This is a genomic window from Erwinia psidii (assembly GCF_003846135.1).
GTDB classification, from domain to species: Bacteria; Pseudomonadota; Gammaproteobacteria; order Enterobacterales; family Enterobacteriaceae; genus Erwinia; species Erwinia psidii.
On the sequence record NZ_RHHM01000015.1, the window covers coordinates 41,028 to 57,588 of the forward strand.

General features: G+C 49.5%; 15 protein-coding genes, 1 other RNA gene and 1 pseudogene. 6 read left to right on the forward strand and 11 right to left on the reverse strand.

Features of this window, described 5'->3' with window-relative positions; all coding sequences use genetic code 11:
• Positions 1-3 precede the first annotated feature (3 nt).
• From zapA to EB241_RS17030, 3 genes are all read left to right on the forward strand, one after another.
• Positions 4-333 carry a cell division protein ZapA gene (zapA, locus tag EB241_RS17020; RefSeq protein WP_124234293.1) on the forward strand — a complete coding sequence of 110 codons (330 nt, stop codon included), beginning with the start codon at positions 4-6 and terminating at the stop codon, positions 331-333.
• Between the two features lie 40 nt (positions 334-373).
• Positions 374-557, forward strand: a non-coding RNA gene (gene ssrS, locus EB241_RS17025) — 6S RNA.
• Between the two features lie 112 nt (positions 558-669).
• A complete protein-coding gene (locus EB241_RS17030) occupies positions 670-1,257 on the forward strand; it encodes a 5-formyltetrahydrofolate cyclo-ligase (protein ID WP_124234294.1) in 588 nt (195 codons plus the stop codon).
• A 77-nt stretch (positions 1,258-1,334) separates the two neighbouring features.
• Here the strand turns inward: EB241_RS17030 and serA are convergent, their stop codons facing one another.
• Positions 1,335-2,570, reverse strand: a complete 1,236-nt coding sequence (gene serA, locus EB241_RS17035) for a phosphoglycerate dehydrogenase (RefSeq protein ID WP_124234295.1) — start codon at positions 2,568-2,570, stop codon at positions 1,335-1,337.
• Between the two features lie 274 nt (positions 2,571-2,844).
• Positions 2,845-3,504 carry a ribose-5-phosphate isomerase RpiA gene (gene rpiA / locus EB241_RS17040; protein WP_124234296.1) on the reverse strand — a complete coding sequence of 220 codons (660 nt, stop codon included), beginning with the start codon at positions 3,502-3,504 and terminating at the stop codon, positions 2,845-2,847.
• A 185-nt stretch (positions 3,505-3,689) separates the two neighbouring features.
• Here rpiA and EB241_RS17045 point away from each other — a divergent pair, with 185 nt between their 5' ends.
• Entirely contained in the window at positions 3,690-4,586 is an 897-nt protein-coding gene (locus EB241_RS17045) for a LysR family transcriptional regulator ArgP (protein ID WP_124234297.1), read from the forward strand.
• 19 nt (positions 4,587-4,605) lie between these two features.
• Here EB241_RS17045 and EB241_RS17050 read toward each other — a convergent pair whose 3' ends face one another.
• The 6 genes from EB241_RS17050 to mscS form a co-directional block, all read right to left on the reverse strand.
• Positions 4,606-5,331: an oxidative stress defense protein gene (locus EB241_RS17050; RefSeq protein WP_199737380.1), complete on the reverse strand. Its 726-nt coding sequence runs from the start codon at positions 5,329-5,331 to the stop codon at positions 4,606-4,608.
• Between the two features lie 378 nt (positions 5,332-5,709).
• Positions 5,710-6,786: an LLM class flavin-dependent oxidoreductase gene (locus EB241_RS17055; RefSeq protein ID WP_124234298.1), complete on the reverse strand. Its 1,077-nt coding sequence runs from the start codon at positions 6,784-6,786 to the stop codon at positions 5,710-5,712.
• Positions 6,787-6,830: 44 nt separating this feature from the next.
• Entirely contained in the window at positions 6,831-8,090 is a 1,260-nt protein-coding gene (locus tag EB241_RS17060; RefSeq protein WP_124234299.1) for an MFS transporter, read from the reverse strand.
• Positions 8,091-8,125: 35 nt separating this feature from the next.
• On the reverse strand, positions 8,126-8,878 hold the full coding sequence (locus EB241_RS17065) for a hypothetical protein (RefSeq protein ID WP_124234300.1): 753 nt from the start codon (positions 8,876-8,878) through the stop codon (positions 8,126-8,128).
• A gap of 341 nt (positions 8,879-9,219) precedes the next feature.
• Complete coding sequence (locus tag EB241_RS17070; RefSeq protein WP_124234301.1) at positions 9,220-9,834, reverse strand: LysE family transporter; 615 nt, start codon at positions 9,832-9,834, stop codon at positions 9,220-9,222.
• A gap of 158 nt (positions 9,835-9,992) precedes the next feature.
• Positions 9,993-10,868 carry a small-conductance mechanosensitive channel MscS gene (mscS, locus tag EB241_RS17075; RefSeq protein WP_124234302.1) on the reverse strand — a complete coding sequence of 292 codons (876 nt, stop codon included), beginning with the start codon at positions 10,866-10,868 and terminating at the stop codon, positions 9,993-9,995.
• A gap of 412 nt (positions 10,869-11,280) precedes the next feature.
• On the opposite strand from mscS, the pseudogene EB241_RS21640 reads away from it, so the two are divergent.
• Positions 11,281-11,579, forward strand: a pseudogene (locus EB241_RS21640) (integrase core domain-containing protein); the annotation flags it as partial.
• Positions 11,580-11,908: 329 nt separating this feature from the next.
• Here EB241_RS21640 and fbaA read toward each other — a convergent pair.
• The 3 genes from fbaA to epd form a co-directional block, all read right to left on the reverse strand.
• Positions 11,909-12,988, reverse strand: coding sequence for a class II fructose-bisphosphate aldolase (gene fbaA, locus EB241_RS17085; RefSeq protein WP_124234304.1), 1,080 nt, complete (start codon positions 12,986-12,988; stop codon positions 11,909-11,911).
• 88 nt (positions 12,989-13,076) lie between these two features.
• Entirely contained in the window at positions 13,077-14,237 is a 1,161-nt protein-coding gene (gene pgk / locus EB241_RS17090; protein WP_124234305.1) for a phosphoglycerate kinase, read from the reverse strand.
• A 22-nt stretch (positions 14,238-14,259) separates the two neighbouring features.
• A complete protein-coding gene (gene epd, locus EB241_RS17095) occupies positions 14,260-15,306 on the reverse strand; it encodes an erythrose-4-phosphate dehydrogenase (RefSeq protein ID WP_124234306.1) in 1,047 nt (348 codons plus the stop codon).
• Positions 15,307-15,794: 488 nt separating this feature from the next.
• On the opposite strand from epd, the gene EB241_RS17100 reads away from it, so the two are divergent.
• The gene (locus tag EB241_RS17100; protein WP_124234307.1) at positions 15,795-16,532 is read left to right on the forward strand and encodes a bactofilin family protein; all 738 of its coding nucleotides are present in this window, start codon (positions 15,795-15,797) and stop codon (positions 16,530-16,532) included.
• The last annotated feature ends 29 nt before the right edge of the window (positions 16,533-16,561 follow it).

Genomic DNA, 16,561 nt, shown 5'->3' on the forward strand with positions numbered 1-16,561 from the left:
TTCATGTCTGCTCAACCCGTAGATATTCAAATTTTTGGCCGTTCCTTAAGGGTGAATTGTCCGCCTGAACAGCAAGATGCGCTGAACATGGCAGCAGAAGACCTTAATCAGCGGTTGCAGGATTTAAAAGTTCGCACTAGAGTCACAAATACTGAGCAGCTTGTTTTTATCGCTGCACTGAATATTTGTCATGAGCTGGCGCAGGAGAAAACAAAAACCCGCGATTACGCCAGCAACATGGAACAACGCATCCGTATGCTACAGCAAACCATTGAACAGGCATTGCTTGAGCAGGGTCGTATTACCGACCGTACCGGACCGCGATTCGAATAACACATCAGCGTTTATTATGATAGAGTGACGACGGTGTAAAAATTCTCTGAGATGTTTGCAAGCGGGCCAGTCCCCTGAGCCGATATTTCATACCAACAGAGTGTGGCGCTCTGTGACCTGTGTGCATGCCCGGCCCGTCCGGGAAGCCTGATGGTGACGACGACATGCTCACCTTGAACCAAGGGTTCAAGGGTTACAGCCTGCGGCGGCATCTCGGAGATCCCTTTTCTTACCCGTTATTCATTCTTACTGGCCAGCGCCAGTTCCGGCTGAACGGTCAGCCTTCTTCAACAGCAGTAAGCCGTCATTACGTTCCTTCCGCTACGGTGAAATTTGATGTCTCTTGTCTCCTCTCATCGCCAGGATATCCGTACCCACATACGCCAACGGCGTCGGGCCCTAACCCCGGCACAGCAGCAGCATGCCGCAGAGCAGGCCGCCCAGCAGGCACTCAGTTTTGCGCCCATCCGTCAGGCCAGAAAAATAGCCCTGTTTCTCTCTTTTGATGGCGAACTGGACACACAGCCGCTTATTACCCGGTTATGGCAGAGGCAACAGGACATCTTCCTTCCCGTACTTCACCCTTTCTCGACAGGCCAGCTGCTGTTTATTCGCTATCAGCCCACCACCCCGCTCACCATCAACCGCCTGCGTATTGCTGAACCACGGCTGGATATTCGCCACCTCGTCCCCTTGAGAGAACTGGATGTGCTGATGGTTCCGCTGGTCGCATTTGATGCCCTGGGGCAACGTCTGGGCATGGGAGGAGGCTTTTATGACCGGACATTACAGAACTGGCAGCAGCATGGTTTTCTGCCTGTTGGTCTGGCACATGATTGCCAGCAGGTGGAAACGCTGCCCGTGGCAGCATGGGATGTACCCTTACCGGCGATGATAACGCCCTCGAAGATCTGGCAATGGTGAAACCTGTCAGAGGGCTACGCCTGGCAATAAAAAAGGGCGGATTTGCATCGCCCTTTTGAACGCTTTCAGCGAAAAACTCAGTAAAGCAAACGGGCCCGAATCGTCCCCGGAATCGACTTCATCAGTTGTAATGCGGTGTTCGCGATATCCTGCGGGGCGTCAATATCAATAACCACATAGCCCATTGACGGCGAAGTTTGCAGATACTGTGCGGAAATATTGATCCCCTGCCCGGCAAAAATGTTGTTAATTGCGGTCAGTATACCAGGACGGTTCTCATGAATATGCAGCAGACGGCTCTGGTCACCGTGCATCGGCAGCGAAACTTCCGGGAAGTTAACCGCGGAGAGCGTGGAGCCGTTATCAGAATATTTCGCCAGCTTGCCCGCCACTTCGATGCCGATATTCTCCTGCGCTTCCTGCGTCGAACCGCCTATATGTGGCGTCAGGATCACGTTGTCAAATTCACACAGTGGTGAATTAAAGGGATCGCTGTTCGTTGCAGGCTCCAATGGGAATACGTCAATTGCCGCACCGGCAAGGTGCTTATCAGCCAGCACTTTACAAAGCGCAGGAATATCAACCACGGTGCCACGTGACGCGTTGATCAACAGTGAGCCGGGTTTCATCATCGCCAGCTCTTGCGACCCGATCATATTCTGCGTCGACTGAGTTTCCGGGACATGCAGACTGACCACATCGCTCATGTTTAGCAGATCGGACAGGTGGGTGACCTGGGTCGCGTTGCCCAGCGGCAATTTGCTCTCAATATCATAAAAGAACACATGCATTCCCAGGCTTTCTGCCAGAACGCCCAGCTGCATACCAATATGTCCATAGCCAACGATACCGAGCTTCTTACCACGCGCTTCAAACGAGCCAACCGCCAGCTTGTTCCATACGCCACGGTGCGCTTTGGCATTCGCCGCGGGGACGCCACGCAGCATCAGTAACAGCTCACCGATAACCAGTTCGGCGACGGATCGGGTATTGGAAAAAGGGGCGTTAAAGACCGGGATCCCACGTTTTTCAGCCGCAGGGAGGCTGACCTGATTAGTACCAATGCAAAAACATCCCACCGCGACCAGTTTTTCCGCCACGGCAAAGATCTCTTCACTGAGATGAGTACGTGAGCGGATGCCGATAAAATGAGCGTCACGGATCGACTCTTTCAGTTGTTCGCTGTCCAGTGCGCCTTTATGAAATTCAATGTTGGTGTAACCAGATGCACGGAGATTATCCACTGCACTCTGATGCACGCCTTCCACCAACAGGAATTTAATTTTGTCTTTCTCCAGTGATACTTTTGCCATTTCCCGATCCTATTTTGCAGACTTCAGATGTGGCTGGTATAGCTAAGCCTTATGTCAAAATATCAAAATTTACGCCAGCGGCAATACAAACGATTGCCCACTTGCCAGCCTGGGCATAACGCAAAGTAAAAACGTCAACAGATAATCAGGGTGCCTACATTATTTTTAGCAGGATAGCCCGATCAGGGTAAATTTCGTGACATAAATCACTAAAAACCAGCAACAGAATAAAAGATTTTTTTTGCTGAACTCACCGTCACAAATGACAGCAAAATCATTTCACAATAGTTTTCACGCCAGATGCCGTGCCGATCAGCGCAATATCTGCAGGGCGGGCTGCAAATAAGCCGACAGTCACTACGCCAGCCAGTGCGTTGATCGACTTTTCCAGCCCAATGGCATCACGGATTTGCAGGTTATGGACATCAAGGATGATATTGCCGTTGTCAGTCACAACATGCTGACGGAATTCCGGCAGTCCCCCCAGTTTCACCAGTTCACGCGAGACATAACTGCGTGCCATCGGGATAACTTCAACCGGCAGGGGAAATTTTCCCAACACATCAACCTGCTTTGACTCATCAGCGATACACACAAATTTATCCGCTACCGCCGCGATAATTTTCTCACGGGTGAGCGCTGCCCCCCCCCCTTTGATCATTTGCATCTGGCCATTAATTTCATCAGCCCCATCAACGTACACCGACAGTGAATCCACATCATTGAAATCAAACACCGGGATACCCAGGCTTTTGAGTTTAAGCGTTGATGCCTCTGAGCTGGATACGGCGCCATCGATCTGATGTTTAATGGTAGCCAGCGCATCAATAAAATGCGCGGCAGTCGACCCGGTGCCCACACCCACCAGCGTACCCGGTTTAACATAGTCCAGAGCCGCCCAGCCAACGGCCTTTTTCAGTTCATCCTGCGTCATGATAATTTTACAATCCGTGCTGCTACAGTAAGGCGACAGTATAAAACAACCCTGCCCCTGCCATGCAGCATTTGTTGACAGTTTGCAGCCCGGCACACAAAGCACCGCTGATTGTTGTACAGCGCAAAGTGACAAATTTATGGCATAGTGCTCCATCCACACCTGACAGAGAGTTGAATGAACCAATGAAACGCCCGGATTATCGAACGCTTCAGGCGCTGGATGCAGTGATCCGTGAACGCGGTTTTGAACGTGCCGCACAAAAACTGTGCATTACCCAGTCAGCCGTTTCTCAGCGTATCAAACAACTGGAAAACATGTTCGGTCAGCCGCTGCTGGTAAGGACGGTTCCGCCACGGCCGACAGAGCAGGGGCAAAAATTGCTGGCGTTACTGCATCAGGTTGAGCTGCTGGAAGAAGAGTGGCTGGGCGATGAAAATGGTGGCACCACCCCACTCCTCCTGTCGCTGGCGGTCAACGCAGACAGTCTGGCAACATGGTTGCTGCCTGCCCTGAAAACAGTGCTGACCGACTCACCGGTGCGCCTTAACTTACAGGTGGAGGACGAAAGCCGCACGCAGGAAAGGCTACGCCGGGGTGAAGTGGTCGGTGCGGTCAGTATCCAGCCACAACCGTTACCAAGCTGTCTGGTTGACCAGCTTGGCGCGCTGGATTACCTTTTTGTCGGCTCGAAATCGTTTGCGGCACGCTATTTTAAAAACGGCGTGACCCGTTCTGCACTGTTAAAAGCGCCAGCGGTGGCCTTTGACCATCTGGATGATATGCATCAGGCTTTTCTACAGCAGAATTTTGATTTGTCACCGGGCAGTGTCCCCTGCCATATCGTGAACTCCTCAGAAGCGTTCGTACAACTGGCACGCCAGGGCACTACCTGTTGTATGATCCCACACTTGCAAATCGAGCGCGAACTGGCCGAGGGCGAACTGATTGACCTTACGCCGGGATTACTCCAGCGCAGGATGCTCTACTGGCACCGCTTTGCACCGGAGAGTCGTCTGATGCGTAAGGTGACCGACGCGCTTATTGCCCACGGCCACCGGGTACTACGTCAGGCTCCCTGAGCAGGAAAGTGCGTCTGCTTTACTGATTGCGCTGCAGTTCGAAGACCACATCGACCTGATCATCAAAATGAATGCTCTGCTGCTCATAGGTCTGTGCGGCAGAAGCCATCGGCGCTGCATCGGCTGTTTTAAACATGCGGGAAACCGGCATTGGCTGATAATTTGCCACATGATAACGAATACTCCAGACTGGCCCCAGCTTCGCATTAAAGCCTTTTGCCAGCGCTCCGGCTTGCTGTATGGCATCCTCTGTCGCTGCCTGACGGGCCTTATCACGATATCGGGCAGGTTCAGACACCCCCAGATCCACAGAACGGATCTCATTCAGACCGGATTTGAGTGCACCATCCAGCAACCCGTTCAGTTTATCCAGCTGACGCAGGGTAACCTGTACCTGGCGTACAGCGCGATAGCCTTTCAGCTGCGATTTGCCGTCTTTCAGATAATCATATTCTGGCTGCGTCCGCAGATTGGCTGCACTGATATCTTTTTTCTCAATGCCATTTTTAGCAAGAAAATCAAAATATTGTGCCACACGGGCATCAGCCTGTTTCTTGGCTTCTGCCGCCTCACCTGAAGAAACATTCACTTCGATCGACAACGTGGCGATATCAGGAATGGCCTCCACACTGGCCTGGCCAGAAGTGACAATATGTGGGCCGTTCGGCAGTTCATCCGCCAGTAAGACGCTGGGTAAGGCGCCTACTCCAATTACTGCGGCCAGAGCCATAGTGGTGAGCTTCACTGGGTTTCTCCCTGGGAGCTGGTTGTTATAGTCGGGACGGGAGCGGGAAAGCGCCCCGTCAGCATGTTGTTCCTCAGAACCTGTCAATGTCCTGAACGCGCCAGGTTATGACCGCCATTGCCAGGGTGAGTTCCCTTACCAGAAAGCCCCCTGTGCCAGTTTGAGAACCAGTTGGGTAAATATTGAGTGATGGACAAGGCCGTATCGGCACATGGACGGAGAAGAACAGTCTGCCTGTCTGCTGACTCGCCTTCTTTGCCGGACTGCTGCCGTTGATGCAATACGACCAATATATATTCAGCTATTGGGCTCACCACCTCTTTTCGCTGATAAAGTACAAACTCCGTCAATGATATTTCAAGACGCTGCAATCAACCTTTACACAGCATGTGAAGCCAGGGACACTTTCAACCCCGGATACACATCACGACCAAAGCGTGTCAGACCCTCAAAATAGTCCGGGAAAATCAGCATCACGCCATCCAGTTCACACTCCCGGATCAGTTCCTCCACCTGCTGCTGGCAGGTTTGCGCACAACCAATGGCGGTATGGGTCATAAATGCATTACAGGCACGTTCAAACATGCTTTTGGCACTTGCAATATCAACACCAAAACTACTAATCATTCCTTCAACAGCACCGACATCCAGCCCTTCCCGATAATGCTCTGCCAACGCCTCGGCCTCTGCATCCGTATCGGCAATAATGAGCGTACACATACAAAAGACTTTAATCTCTGTCTGGTATTCCCGTGCGATGCGACGAGCCATCTGACTGAGTTTTTTCGTTTCCACCTCATCTTTTCCACCGATAAAACAGGCATCCGTGTTTTGTACGGTGAATCTCATCCCTTTTTCTGACTGGCCAGCGCAAAGAAGATAAGGTCGTGGTGTGGAGATTGGTTTGGGGTCAGAAACACATGCATTCAACTGGAAATAGTGACCATCAAATGTGACCTCTGGCTCGGACCACAAACGTTTAATTGCGGTGGTCCACTCCTCGGTCATATCGTAGCGATCGTCATGAGATAACTGCTCATTCCAGGCGCCCATTTGATGAAATTCATTTTTGAATGAACCAGAAACAATATTTAATCCTGCGCGACCATGACTGATTTGATCAAGGGTGGTGATCATCTTGGCGGTGACGGCGGGATTATGTAATCCTGCATGCATGGTGGCGATTAATTTCGCGTGATGAGTACATTCTGCCAGCGCCGCCATCAGGGTAACGGATTCAAGTGAAGCTCCCCAGTGATCTGTTTCTCCACCAAATCCGCGCCATTTCCCCATCGACATAATAAAGTCGAGGCCAATTTGATCGGCAAGAATAGCCGCCTCACGGTTTTGCGCCCAGCAAGCCGTCAGTGGTGGGGTATTTTTTGAAATAATCCATCCACCACTGGCAATGGGTAAAAATACACCAAACTCAATATTTTTTTTCGAATCAGACATGTTCAGTTCTCTCAGATATCACCATTTTTAATTGCGAAGGAGGCTTATTCAGATATCACACTGTTATGCGTATTGATTGTCTTCTGAGGTCTTTTCATCGGGATGACCAGCAGAAAAATAACCAGTGGAACCACTGCATAAATCAGAAAAGCACTCGAAAAGGTTCCGCCAATATCTTTGATCATGCCAGCCAGCAGCGGCCCGAAGCAGGCAATGGTTGAAATCAGGTTCATGACAGAAAACAGTTCAAGATAAGGCTGTCGGCCATAGTATTCGGTCAGCAATACACTGCTTGCTAAAAATATTATGCCGCTACCAACCCCTATACCGACTGTAAATAAGAACAGTGCCAACGATGAATTGGCCTGACTTATCGCAAGCATGCCCACGATAATAAAGGAAAGGCTGATAAGCAGTAGTTTTTTCGACCGAACAAACTCCCCCAAAATACCACCACCGACACGGGAAAATGCATTAATTAATGCCTGAATACTTAGCAGACTACCGGCGAAGGTGGCGGAATACCCCTGTTCGCAGATTTGGGTGACAGCAAAGCTGTTAACCGTGATGTCACAAAGCAGGAAAGAGGTATACGCGGCAGCAATGACATAAAACTGCCAGGTTTTAAATGCCTCGGTGACAGACCAGGTTTGCTGCACATCCGGCTTAGCGGCATTCTGATGGCGAAGGGGGTGTTTACTGATACTTTCACTGTGTGCCTGTTCCGTTGCATTTTCTTTCATGGTGATAATCGTGATGGCCAGCATCACCACGATTGAGATACCGCTTATCGCCCAGTGCATACGCCAGCTATGCCATACCCCGACGGATAAAAAATAGAGAAACGGTCCTACAACGCCACCCAAACCACCAACAAAAAAATAGATGCCAAATGTAAGCGTCTGTCTTTGAAACAGGCGGCTCAGAACAAATGTACCTGGTACTGTCGCCACAAAACTAAACCCAATACCCAACATTATCGTTGCAATAAAATATACCTGCAATGTATGCAGAGCATATAAACAGGCAAACCCCGTAGCCAGAATAATGCCCCCAATAAACAGTGTCATCCTGACACCATAATGGCGGATAGTTATCGCTGGCAGATAGCTGGATAGCCCACAAGCTAATCCAAGCAATGAGAATCCTAACCCAGCACTGGCCCAGCTCCAGTTAAATTCCTGCACCATTGCAGGTAGCACAACACCTAATGAAGTAAATGTTGTTGCCGTAATAATAAAAAAAAGCAAACTAAAAACAATTAACACGGACCAGCAATAGATTTTACCTGGATTATACCCCATCGAACTCCACCTCTTTATCATTACTGTTCTGAAAGTTAATCTGGAAAAAAAGAAAAACTATAGCGAACCATTATGCCATAACTAAACTGGTTGCTGTGGTAGTAGGATGAGTCTTCAATCTTGTATTTATTTTTAATTGGTTCAATCACTGCACCAAGCCATAAATGCCCTGACGGGTAGCCCAGTGCCTGACCTAAGTCGTAGTGTAATTCAGGTTTAAAATCGATCATCACAGGGTTATTTCCTTGACCGGATGTCATATCAAAAGTACCGACAATGCGAAAATCCCCCATAGTAGTATGAAATGGATAGCCATAATCAATATGTAAACGCCGATCATCCCAGCCTTTATGGTAATTATGCTCATAATAATAGATGGTTCGTAACCATGAAAAACCTGGGATCTGCCAGTCCAGTGCCAGTCCTGGATAATAGCTGAAGCCCTCCCCTTTGCTGCGTGATATCCACAATGCAGCCGATGCGTCTTTAAATACCCCATAAGAGATATCTTTATTGATGTTCCTGGACAGACTTAATCGTGGCACGGCCTTATAATAATAAGTGCTTGTGCTACCAACATAGTCTCCCTGTAAAGAACGTTGCCAGATACCATAGACATACATATCACCAATACTGTAGTCCCCCCAGGCTTCAACCACCGGTGATAACGTTTTTGAAGGATCGACTTTATTGCCACCAAAAGCATACAAGGACGAATCCAAAGATTGAAATTTTAAAAATGGCTGCGCCGCGATATTGAATGCTGGCAGACCGGCTAATATACACATAAAAAATAATCCGTATAATTTTTCCAAATTATTTATTCCCACCAGAAGAATTGTGCGTTTTACTCAGTAAGATGATTGTCTTTTTTTATATCAATGCTTTTTACTTTCCCGGTTTTTTGCACTAAGCATTTTATTATGAGGTTTTCTTTCGGAAAAATATCACCTGGATCTTTGGTGGATAAGTATAGATTAGCTATAACAGATAAACGAAATTTTTCAAACGGTGTGTTTTTCCCCCCTTGCCATGGGCGTACGTTACCATTGTGCATCAGAGTACAGCAGACGTATTGGAGCGCCTTAAAACGCGCCACCTGATACTGCCATTGCCCACGTAAGTTCCCTTACCAGAAAGCTCCCTGTGCCAGTTTGAGAGCCATCCACCACATCACCATCGCGACCAAAAAATGAATCATGCGCTGCACCCTGGCTGCTTGCAGCCAGGGAGAAAGCCAGTAAGCCAGCCACGCCAGACTAAAAAACCACAGCAGCGAAGCACTGACAGAACCGAATGCAAACCAGCCACGCGCCGCCGCGGCTAGCTGTCCTCCCACGCTGCCTGTCACCACAAAAGTATCGATCCAGACATGCGGATTAAGCCAGGTGACTGCCATCACCGTAACAATACTTCGCCACCGGTCGTGTATTATTACCCTATCCGGGGATACTTTATTTATGCCGACCAGTGCAGCACGAAAATTTCCCCCGCCATACCACAACAGAAAAAGAACGCCGCCACAGGTGACCAGATTCAGCAGCAGTGAGGATTTTACCAGCAGCGCACTGCCGCCAAAGATCCCCGCACATATCAGTATGACATCACTCAGCGTACACAGGCCCGCCGTCATCAGGTGATACTGACGCTGCATTCCCTGATTCATCACAAACATATTTTGCGGACCCAGCGGCATGATTAAGGCAGCCCCAAACATCATCCCCTGCATATATACCATCAACATCCCTTTTCCCTCGTATCAACCGTTGCGAGGAGTGTAGCGAAGAAAAATCATTAGAAAAAATTCAATAATTTAATCTTAAATCAGTATTTCTAATGAAGAAGAATAAAAAAAGGTGGCCACCCTGACGCAGGGTTAATTCGGTTTTGTACCGCGTCGCGTTATGATTCTGATGCCGTTTCCGCCGGCTTCGCAGACTTTTCATGATGCAAATGCACATCCATCTGCGGATAAGGAATACCGATATTATTCGCATCCAACGTGCGCTTGAAATTTTTCATCAGATCCCAGTACACGCTCTGCAAATCACCCGCATTACTCCAGCAACGCACAACAAAATTGACCGAAGAGGCTGCCAGTTCATTCAGACCGATCTGCACCCCCATATCTTTCAGTACGCGTGGTTCAGCATCAACAACGTCCTGCAAAAGCCCGATGACCTGATCGACATCGGCGTCATACGCCACGCCGATGATAAATTCGTTGCGACGCACCGGTTCGCGGGAATAATTGACAATATTACCCGCAATAATTTTACCGTTGGGCACCACCACAATTTTGCCATCGGATGATTTCAGGGTGGTGGAGAAAATCTGAACGCTGATCACGGTCCCCATCACTCCGATATCAATAAAGTCGCCGGTACGGAAAGGACGGAACGTCACCAGCAGTACACCCGCCGCAAGATTCGACAGCGATCCCTGCAATGCCAGACCAACCGCCAGACCCGCCGCACCGAGCACCGCGATGACCGACGCTGTCTGCACTCCAATACGACCAAGCGCCGCGATAAACGTAAAGGCTATCAACCCGTAACGCACCAGTGCGGACAAAAAATCAGCAACGGTGGCATCAATGTGCCGGGCAATCAGGAGCTTGTTTAACGCATTGGAAAACAGACGCGCCAAAATCATCCCGATAATGATAATAGCGATGGCCGCGACAATATTGACGGCATAGCTCACCAAAAGTGCCTGATGGTCCACCAGCCAGCCCCCCGCGTGATTGATGCTATCGACTACATTAAGATCTTCCATTTACCTGTCCTGTTATTCACGGCGCTCCGTGACCAGTTATACATTGCCAGCACGGCTGACATCCCAAACCCTAATCCTAACCAAAAATGGCGTCGCCTGCCAAATAGCCTGTGAAATTAATAATTTGTTATCCGGGCAGACGGTAAAGTCCCCGGTGAAGTGGAAAAATGACCGGGCACTCTTAATTTATACTGGTTCTGTTTTCAGCGGGGAGGTCATTATGTAACCATCCCGCATAATGGCGCCATTCACTTTTAGAGATCTTCCGGCCGACTTGTGCACTGCCGCAAAGGAGATCGCCATACGTAAAATCCGTTTACTGCATATTGCATTATTGCCGTCCTCAAGTCCTCTGAGGTCGGCAGAACGGTTAAGAATTTCTGTCGTGAAGCCGCAATATCAGAAGCCATACCTGACCGAATGGGCCGGCAATCGTGGTGTGACCCCGGAATTTATTAAACCGGACAAGCTAACACAGAATGTATTTTTTAACGTGAACCGGACCGACAGGACAGAGATACTGGATTTTTACCTGTTTGGGTCACTGAACGAGGTGCGGGAAATCACCGAGAAATGACTAACCGTGAACGCCCGCATGAGTCCCTGAAAATTCTGACGCCGGAAGCGTACCGGATGATTAATTTCAACGCCAAAAACTCAAAAAGTGCGTGGAACCAAAACGGATGTCTTTACCATATTATTGTCTCCTGACCAAAACAGGTTACGTTATGCCGGAATTTTAGCCCCGAATTTCGCCCTGAAGCTGCCCAGCTTGTTCTCGCACCGTTCCCGCTGCTGCTGTGGCAATGAATGTTGGCAGGTCGATGATGAATAAGTGTGTTCACCAGTTGAAAGAACAGCGTGGTGCAATTTTGTGGTATGGGCTTCCTGCGGCGGTGGTAGCCTGACAGGAACAATCACCACCTTCCGGGACGGTGGTACAAAGCTGAAAAAACACCCTGTCAGCTTGCCGCTCACAGGGTGGATGGCATCATCTCATTAAGGCCCCGGGGTGGGACTCATGAAGTCGATGAAAAAAATTACAGAACATCTACCGCGTTCAGTTCTTTGAATGCCTGCTCCAGACGGGTGATCATTGAAGTCTGGGCTGAACGCAGCCATACGCGCGGGTCATAATATTTTTTGTTTGGTTTATCAGCGCCCTCAGGGTTACCCAATTGGGCCTGAAGGTAGCCTTCATTCTTTTTGTAGTATTGCAGAATACCGTCCCATGTCGCCCACTGGGTATCGGTATCAATGTTCATCTTGATGACGCCGTAGCTGATGGACTCTTCAATTTCAGCAGCAGAAGAACCGGAACCACCGTGGAAGACAAAATCCAGCGAGTTATGTGGCAGATTGTGTTTCTTGCTCACGTATTCCTGAGAATCACGCAGAATGGTCGGGGTCAGCTTGACGTTGCCAGGCTTGTAAACACCGTGCACGTTACCGAAAGAAGCGGCAATGGTAAAACGTGGGCTGATGGCGCTCAATTTTTCATAAGCGTAATCAACATCTTCAGGCTGAGTATACAGGGCTGAGGCATCCATGTGGCTGTTATCAACCCCATCTTCCTCACCACCGGTACAACCCAGTTCAATTTCCAGCGTCATGTTGATCTTCGCCATCCGCGCCAGATACTTGCCGCTGATCTCTATATTTTCTTCCAGAGATTCTTCTGACAGATCAATCATGTGGGATGAAAACAGCGGCTTACCAGTTTTCGCAAAGTGGGCTTCACCCGCGTCCAGCAGTCCGTCGATCCAGGGGAGCAATTTCTTGGCACAGTGGTCAGTATGCAGGATGACCGGTACGCCGTAATGTTCCGCCATTTGATGGACGTGATGAGCACCAGAAATTGCACCGAGGATTGCAGCAGCCTGCGGCTTGTCAGACTTAATGCCTTTACCGGCGATAAATCCGGCACCACCATTGGAGAACTGGATAATAACCGGTGCTTTGACCTTCGCTGCCGTTTCCAGAACGGCGTTGATAGAATCAGTTCCCACGCAGTTTACCGCTGGCAGCGCAAATTTATTCTCTTTGGCAACTTTGAAAATTTTCTGCACGTCGTCACCGGTGACAACGCCTGGTTTTACGAAATCAAAAATTTTAGACATGTGTTTTGTCCTGTTTCGTCGGTCGTAGTAATGGATTTGGTCAGTGAGGCAAATTTTTTATCGCGGGAGATCAACTCCCGCCGCAAAATTACTGTTTAGCGCGTTCTTCAAGCATTGCAACCGCCGGCAGTTTTTTGCCTTCCACAAACTCAAGGAAAGCACCACCGCCAGTAGAGATATAAGAAATCTTATCTTCGATACCGAACAGATCGATAGCCGCCAGCGTATCACCGCCACCGGCGATAGAGAATGCGTCGCTGTCCGCGATGGCTCTCGCCACAATTTCGGTTCCTTTGCGGAAGTTAGGGAACTCAAATACGCCAACCGGGCCGTTCCACAAAATAGTTTTGGCTTCTTTCAGTAATTTAGCCATCGCCAGCGCGGTTTCATCACCAAAGTCCATGATCTCTTCATTATCATTTACTTCAGTCACTTTCTTCACAACAGATGGCGCAGTTTCAGAGAATTCTGTCCCCACACGGGAGTCCGTTGGGACAGGAATGCCGAATTCATCACGCAGTTTCTTCGCTGCCTCAACAAAATCTGGCTCGTACAGTGATTTACCCACATTGTTATCAATAGCCACGAAGGTGTTGGCAATACCACCACCCACAATCACGGTATCCGCAATTTTCACCAACGAATTCAACACATCGAATTTAGTGGAAACTTTAGAACCACCGACGACGGCAACCATTGGACGGGCGGGGTTTTTCAGGGCTTTACCCAGCGCTTCCAGCTCATCTGCCAGCAGCGGACCAGCACAGGCCACGGGCGCGAATTTTCCAACGCCATGCGTGGAAGCCTGGGCGCGGTGCGCGGTACCAAAGGCATCCATTACGTAGATATCGCACAGCGCCGCATATTTTTTAGCGAGAGTTTCGTCGTCTTTCTTTTCGCCTTTGTTAAAGCGAACGTTTTCCAGAACCACCAGCTCACCGGCTGCAATATCGACGCCTTCGAGGTAGTCCTTAGCCAACCGCACTGGGGAGGAAATTTTATTTTTCAGATAGTTAACAACAGGAAGCAGGGAGAATTCTTCATTGTATTCGCCCTCGGTTGGACGTCCCAGGTGCGAGGTTACCATCACTTTTGCACCCTGTTTGAGGGCAGCTTCAATGGTAGGCAGCGAGGCACGAATACGTGCATCTGACGTAACGATCCCATCTTTTACCGGCACGTTCAAATCGGAGCGAATAAGTACACGTTTCCCGGCAAGATCCAGATCGGTCATCTTAATTACAGACATGGTGAGTCCTCTCGTTGATTCTCTAAATTTTAAAAGCGCAATCCGCGCCCTGGCTGAAGCCGCTGGCGGCCATCACTAACGTGGTGTCAAGCATCCGGTTAGCAAAGCCCCATTCGTTGTCGCACCAGACCAGCGTTTTGATCAGGTGCTGACCGCTGACCCGCGTCTGAGTGCCGTCCACAATGGCACTGTGCGGATCGTGGTTAAAATCTATGGAGACTAACGGTAATTCCGTATAGTCAACTATACCATTAAATGCCCCCTCTGCGGCATCAAGTAGCAGGGCGTTGACCTCGCAGGCGTTGACCGCAGAACGAACGCTCACGCTCAGGTCAATGGCAGTCACGTTTATCGTTGGCACACGCACGGCAATCGCTTCAAAGCAGTCACTGAATTTCGGAAAAATTCGTGAAATACCGGCAGCAAGGCGGGTATCCACCGGAATGATTGACTGACTGGCCGCGCGGGTGCGCCGGAGATCGGAATGATAGGCATCAATCACCTGCTGATCATGCATCGCAGAGTGAATGGTGGTCACTGTGCCAGACTCAATGCCGAAGGCATCATCCAGCAGTTTGATCACAGGGATAATGCAGTTCGTGGTACAGGAGGCGTTAGAGACAATCAGGTCATCCGATTTCAACGCTTTTTCATTGACACCATAAACTACGGTAGCATCAAGGTTGTTGTCACCCGGATGTGAAAACAGGACTTTTTTTGCCCCGGCGCTAAGATGGGCCTCCCCATCAGCCCGACTGCCATACACGCCGGTGCAGTCCAGTACCACATCCACATTCAGCTCACGCCAGGGCAAATCCTCAATCCCGGCACGGTGCAGAAGACGAATGCAATCTTCCCCAACCCACAATGAATCGCGCTGCTGACGGACAGGCCAGGCGAAACGGCCATGGCTGGTATCGTATTTCAGTAAATGTGCCATACCGGCAGCTTCAGCCAGCTCATTGATGGCAACTACGGTGATGTTATCGTGGCGTCCTGATTCATAAAGCGCCCGCAATACATTACGTCCAATGCGACCAAAACCGTTTATGGCAATGCGAACCGTCATATCACTCCTGCATCAGAATTCAGTGCAAAACTGGAGCGTTAGCCTGAGCCAGGTATCTGCGTTTGTACAGAGAATTCTTGCTCTGCTGTTACCAGACTCAACCTTGTTTTTGCCTGTGGCAACGCCTACTGAAACGTTTCAGCTACAATAATCATAGTGCGGAATAATTGGAATGAGTAACCTCATCAATAAGCTAAAACTCTGACGAGGATCACATTTAGCAATGGTAGCGCTTAAAATCAGACCTCCCCTCTTACGCTGAAGAGTAAAGTAAATGACGCCAGATGTAATATTCCGTTGTCTGGTGTTAGCAAAACCAAGTTAATTAGCGTACACCGCAGACACAACAGTAAGCGTGACTGTTTAACAATCGTTCCAGGGAAGGAACGAAGGGCTTTAAAGTATAAGGTAAAAGCCGCACGGCTCAATACCTGTCTTCAACTCACCTGCCCATCGTTTTCTCCCCCTGGCTTAAACCGCACCGAAATATGAACTACAACCTGCTTTGGCTTGTCTGGCTGATTTGGTCTTTAACGCTGGCTACCTTCAGCCTGGGCTGGGAAACGTCACTGGAACTGGGGCGTCAGTACCCAAAACTGTTGACCGGGCTGATATCAGCCACTGTCGCCGGAGTGACACTCAGGTATTTACTATCCAAAAAGGAACCAACTATGTTCAGACGTAAGGAAAGCACCGTTAATCAGCCCACCTCCTCTCTTTCCCTGCAGCCCGAAGGTGTCTCGCCGGAAGAGAACGAGCTGGCAAAAAACGGCAATATTGAGGACATCATCTCTGCCGTTTCCCGAAACGATGTACCAGATACCACGACGATCCCTGAAACCTGCCTGATCGTGGGGGAGATAAGTGCAGTGGGTGATATTCATATCAATGGTGCAGTAAACGGCACTGTTACTTCTGAAAAGACGGTCTTTGTGCAAAAAAATGGTCGGGTGGATGGTGAAGTTTATGCCAAACGGATTGAGATAAGCGGTGAGCTGAAAGGTGTCTGCAGGAGCCTCGAACTGGCGGTCAATGCCAGCGGCCATCTGAACGGTACCGTTGAATGCGACTCGCTGTCGGTCAATCCCAACGGACGCTTCTATGGTCATTCAAAACCCTATGAGCCGCAGCCACAGGAAGCAGAGAAAAACGCAGCATCAAGGATACCAGAGCCAGTGATGTCGTTGAGCCACGATTTGCACCTGAGAGAAGAAACCCTGGTATAACGTAAAGCAGGTTCGCCCGCTGGCGGGCG

What these genes read in the sequence shown, in the direction of transcription:
- EB241_RS17030 (WP_124234294.1), top strand. Translation starts at nt 670, where the DNA reads ATGTCTCTTGTCTCCTCTCATCGCCAGGATATCCGTACCCACATACGC.
- epd (WP_124234306.1), bottom strand. Translation starts at nt 15,306, where the DNA reads ATGACGGTTCGCATTGCCATAAACGGTTTTGGTCGCATTGGACGTAAT.
- EB241_RS17045 (WP_124234297.1), top strand. Translation starts at nt 3,690, where the DNA reads ATGAAACGCCCGGATTATCGAACGCTTCAGGCGCTGGATGCAGTGATC.
- EB241_RS17065 (WP_124234300.1), bottom strand. Translation starts at nt 8,878, where the DNA reads ATGTGTATATTAGCCGGTCTGCCAGCATTCAATATCGCGGCGCAGCCA.
- EB241_RS17100 (WP_124234307.1), top strand. Translation starts at nt 15,795, where the DNA reads ATGAACTACAACCTGCTTTGGCTTGTCTGGCTGATTTGGTCTTTAACG.
- pgk (WP_124234305.1), bottom strand. Translation starts at nt 14,237, where the DNA reads ATGTCTGTAATTAAGATGACCGATCTGGATCTTGCCGGGAAACGTGTA.
- mscS (WP_124234302.1), bottom strand. Translation starts at nt 10,868, where the DNA reads ATGGAAGATCTTAATGTAGTCGATAGCATCAATCACGCGGGGGGCTGG.
- EB241_RS17060 (WP_124234299.1), bottom strand. Translation starts at nt 8,090, where the DNA reads ATGGGGTATAATCCAGGTAAAATCTATTGCTGGTCCGTGTTAATTGTT.
- EB241_RS17055 (WP_124234298.1), bottom strand. Translation starts at nt 6,786, where the DNA reads ATGTCTGATTCGAAAAAAAATATTGAGTTTGGTGTATTTTTACCCATT.
- serA (WP_124234295.1), bottom strand. Translation starts at nt 2,570, where the DNA reads ATGGCAAAAGTATCACTGGAGAAAGACAAAATTAAATTCCTGTTGGTG.
- rpiA (WP_124234296.1), bottom strand. Translation starts at nt 3,504, where the DNA reads ATGACGCAGGATGAACTGAAAAAGGCCGTTGGCTGGGCGGCTCTGGAC.
- zapA (WP_124234293.1), top strand. Translation starts at nt 4, where the DNA reads ATGTCTGCTCAACCCGTAGATATTCAAATTTTTGGCCGTTCCTTAAGG.
- fbaA (WP_124234304.1), bottom strand. Translation starts at nt 12,988, where the DNA reads ATGTCTAAAATTTTTGATTTCGTAAAACCAGGCGTTGTCACCGGTGAC.
- EB241_RS17070 (WP_124234301.1), bottom strand. Translation starts at nt 9,834, where the DNA reads ATGTTGATGGTATATATGCAGGGGATGATGTTTGGGGCTGCCTTAATC.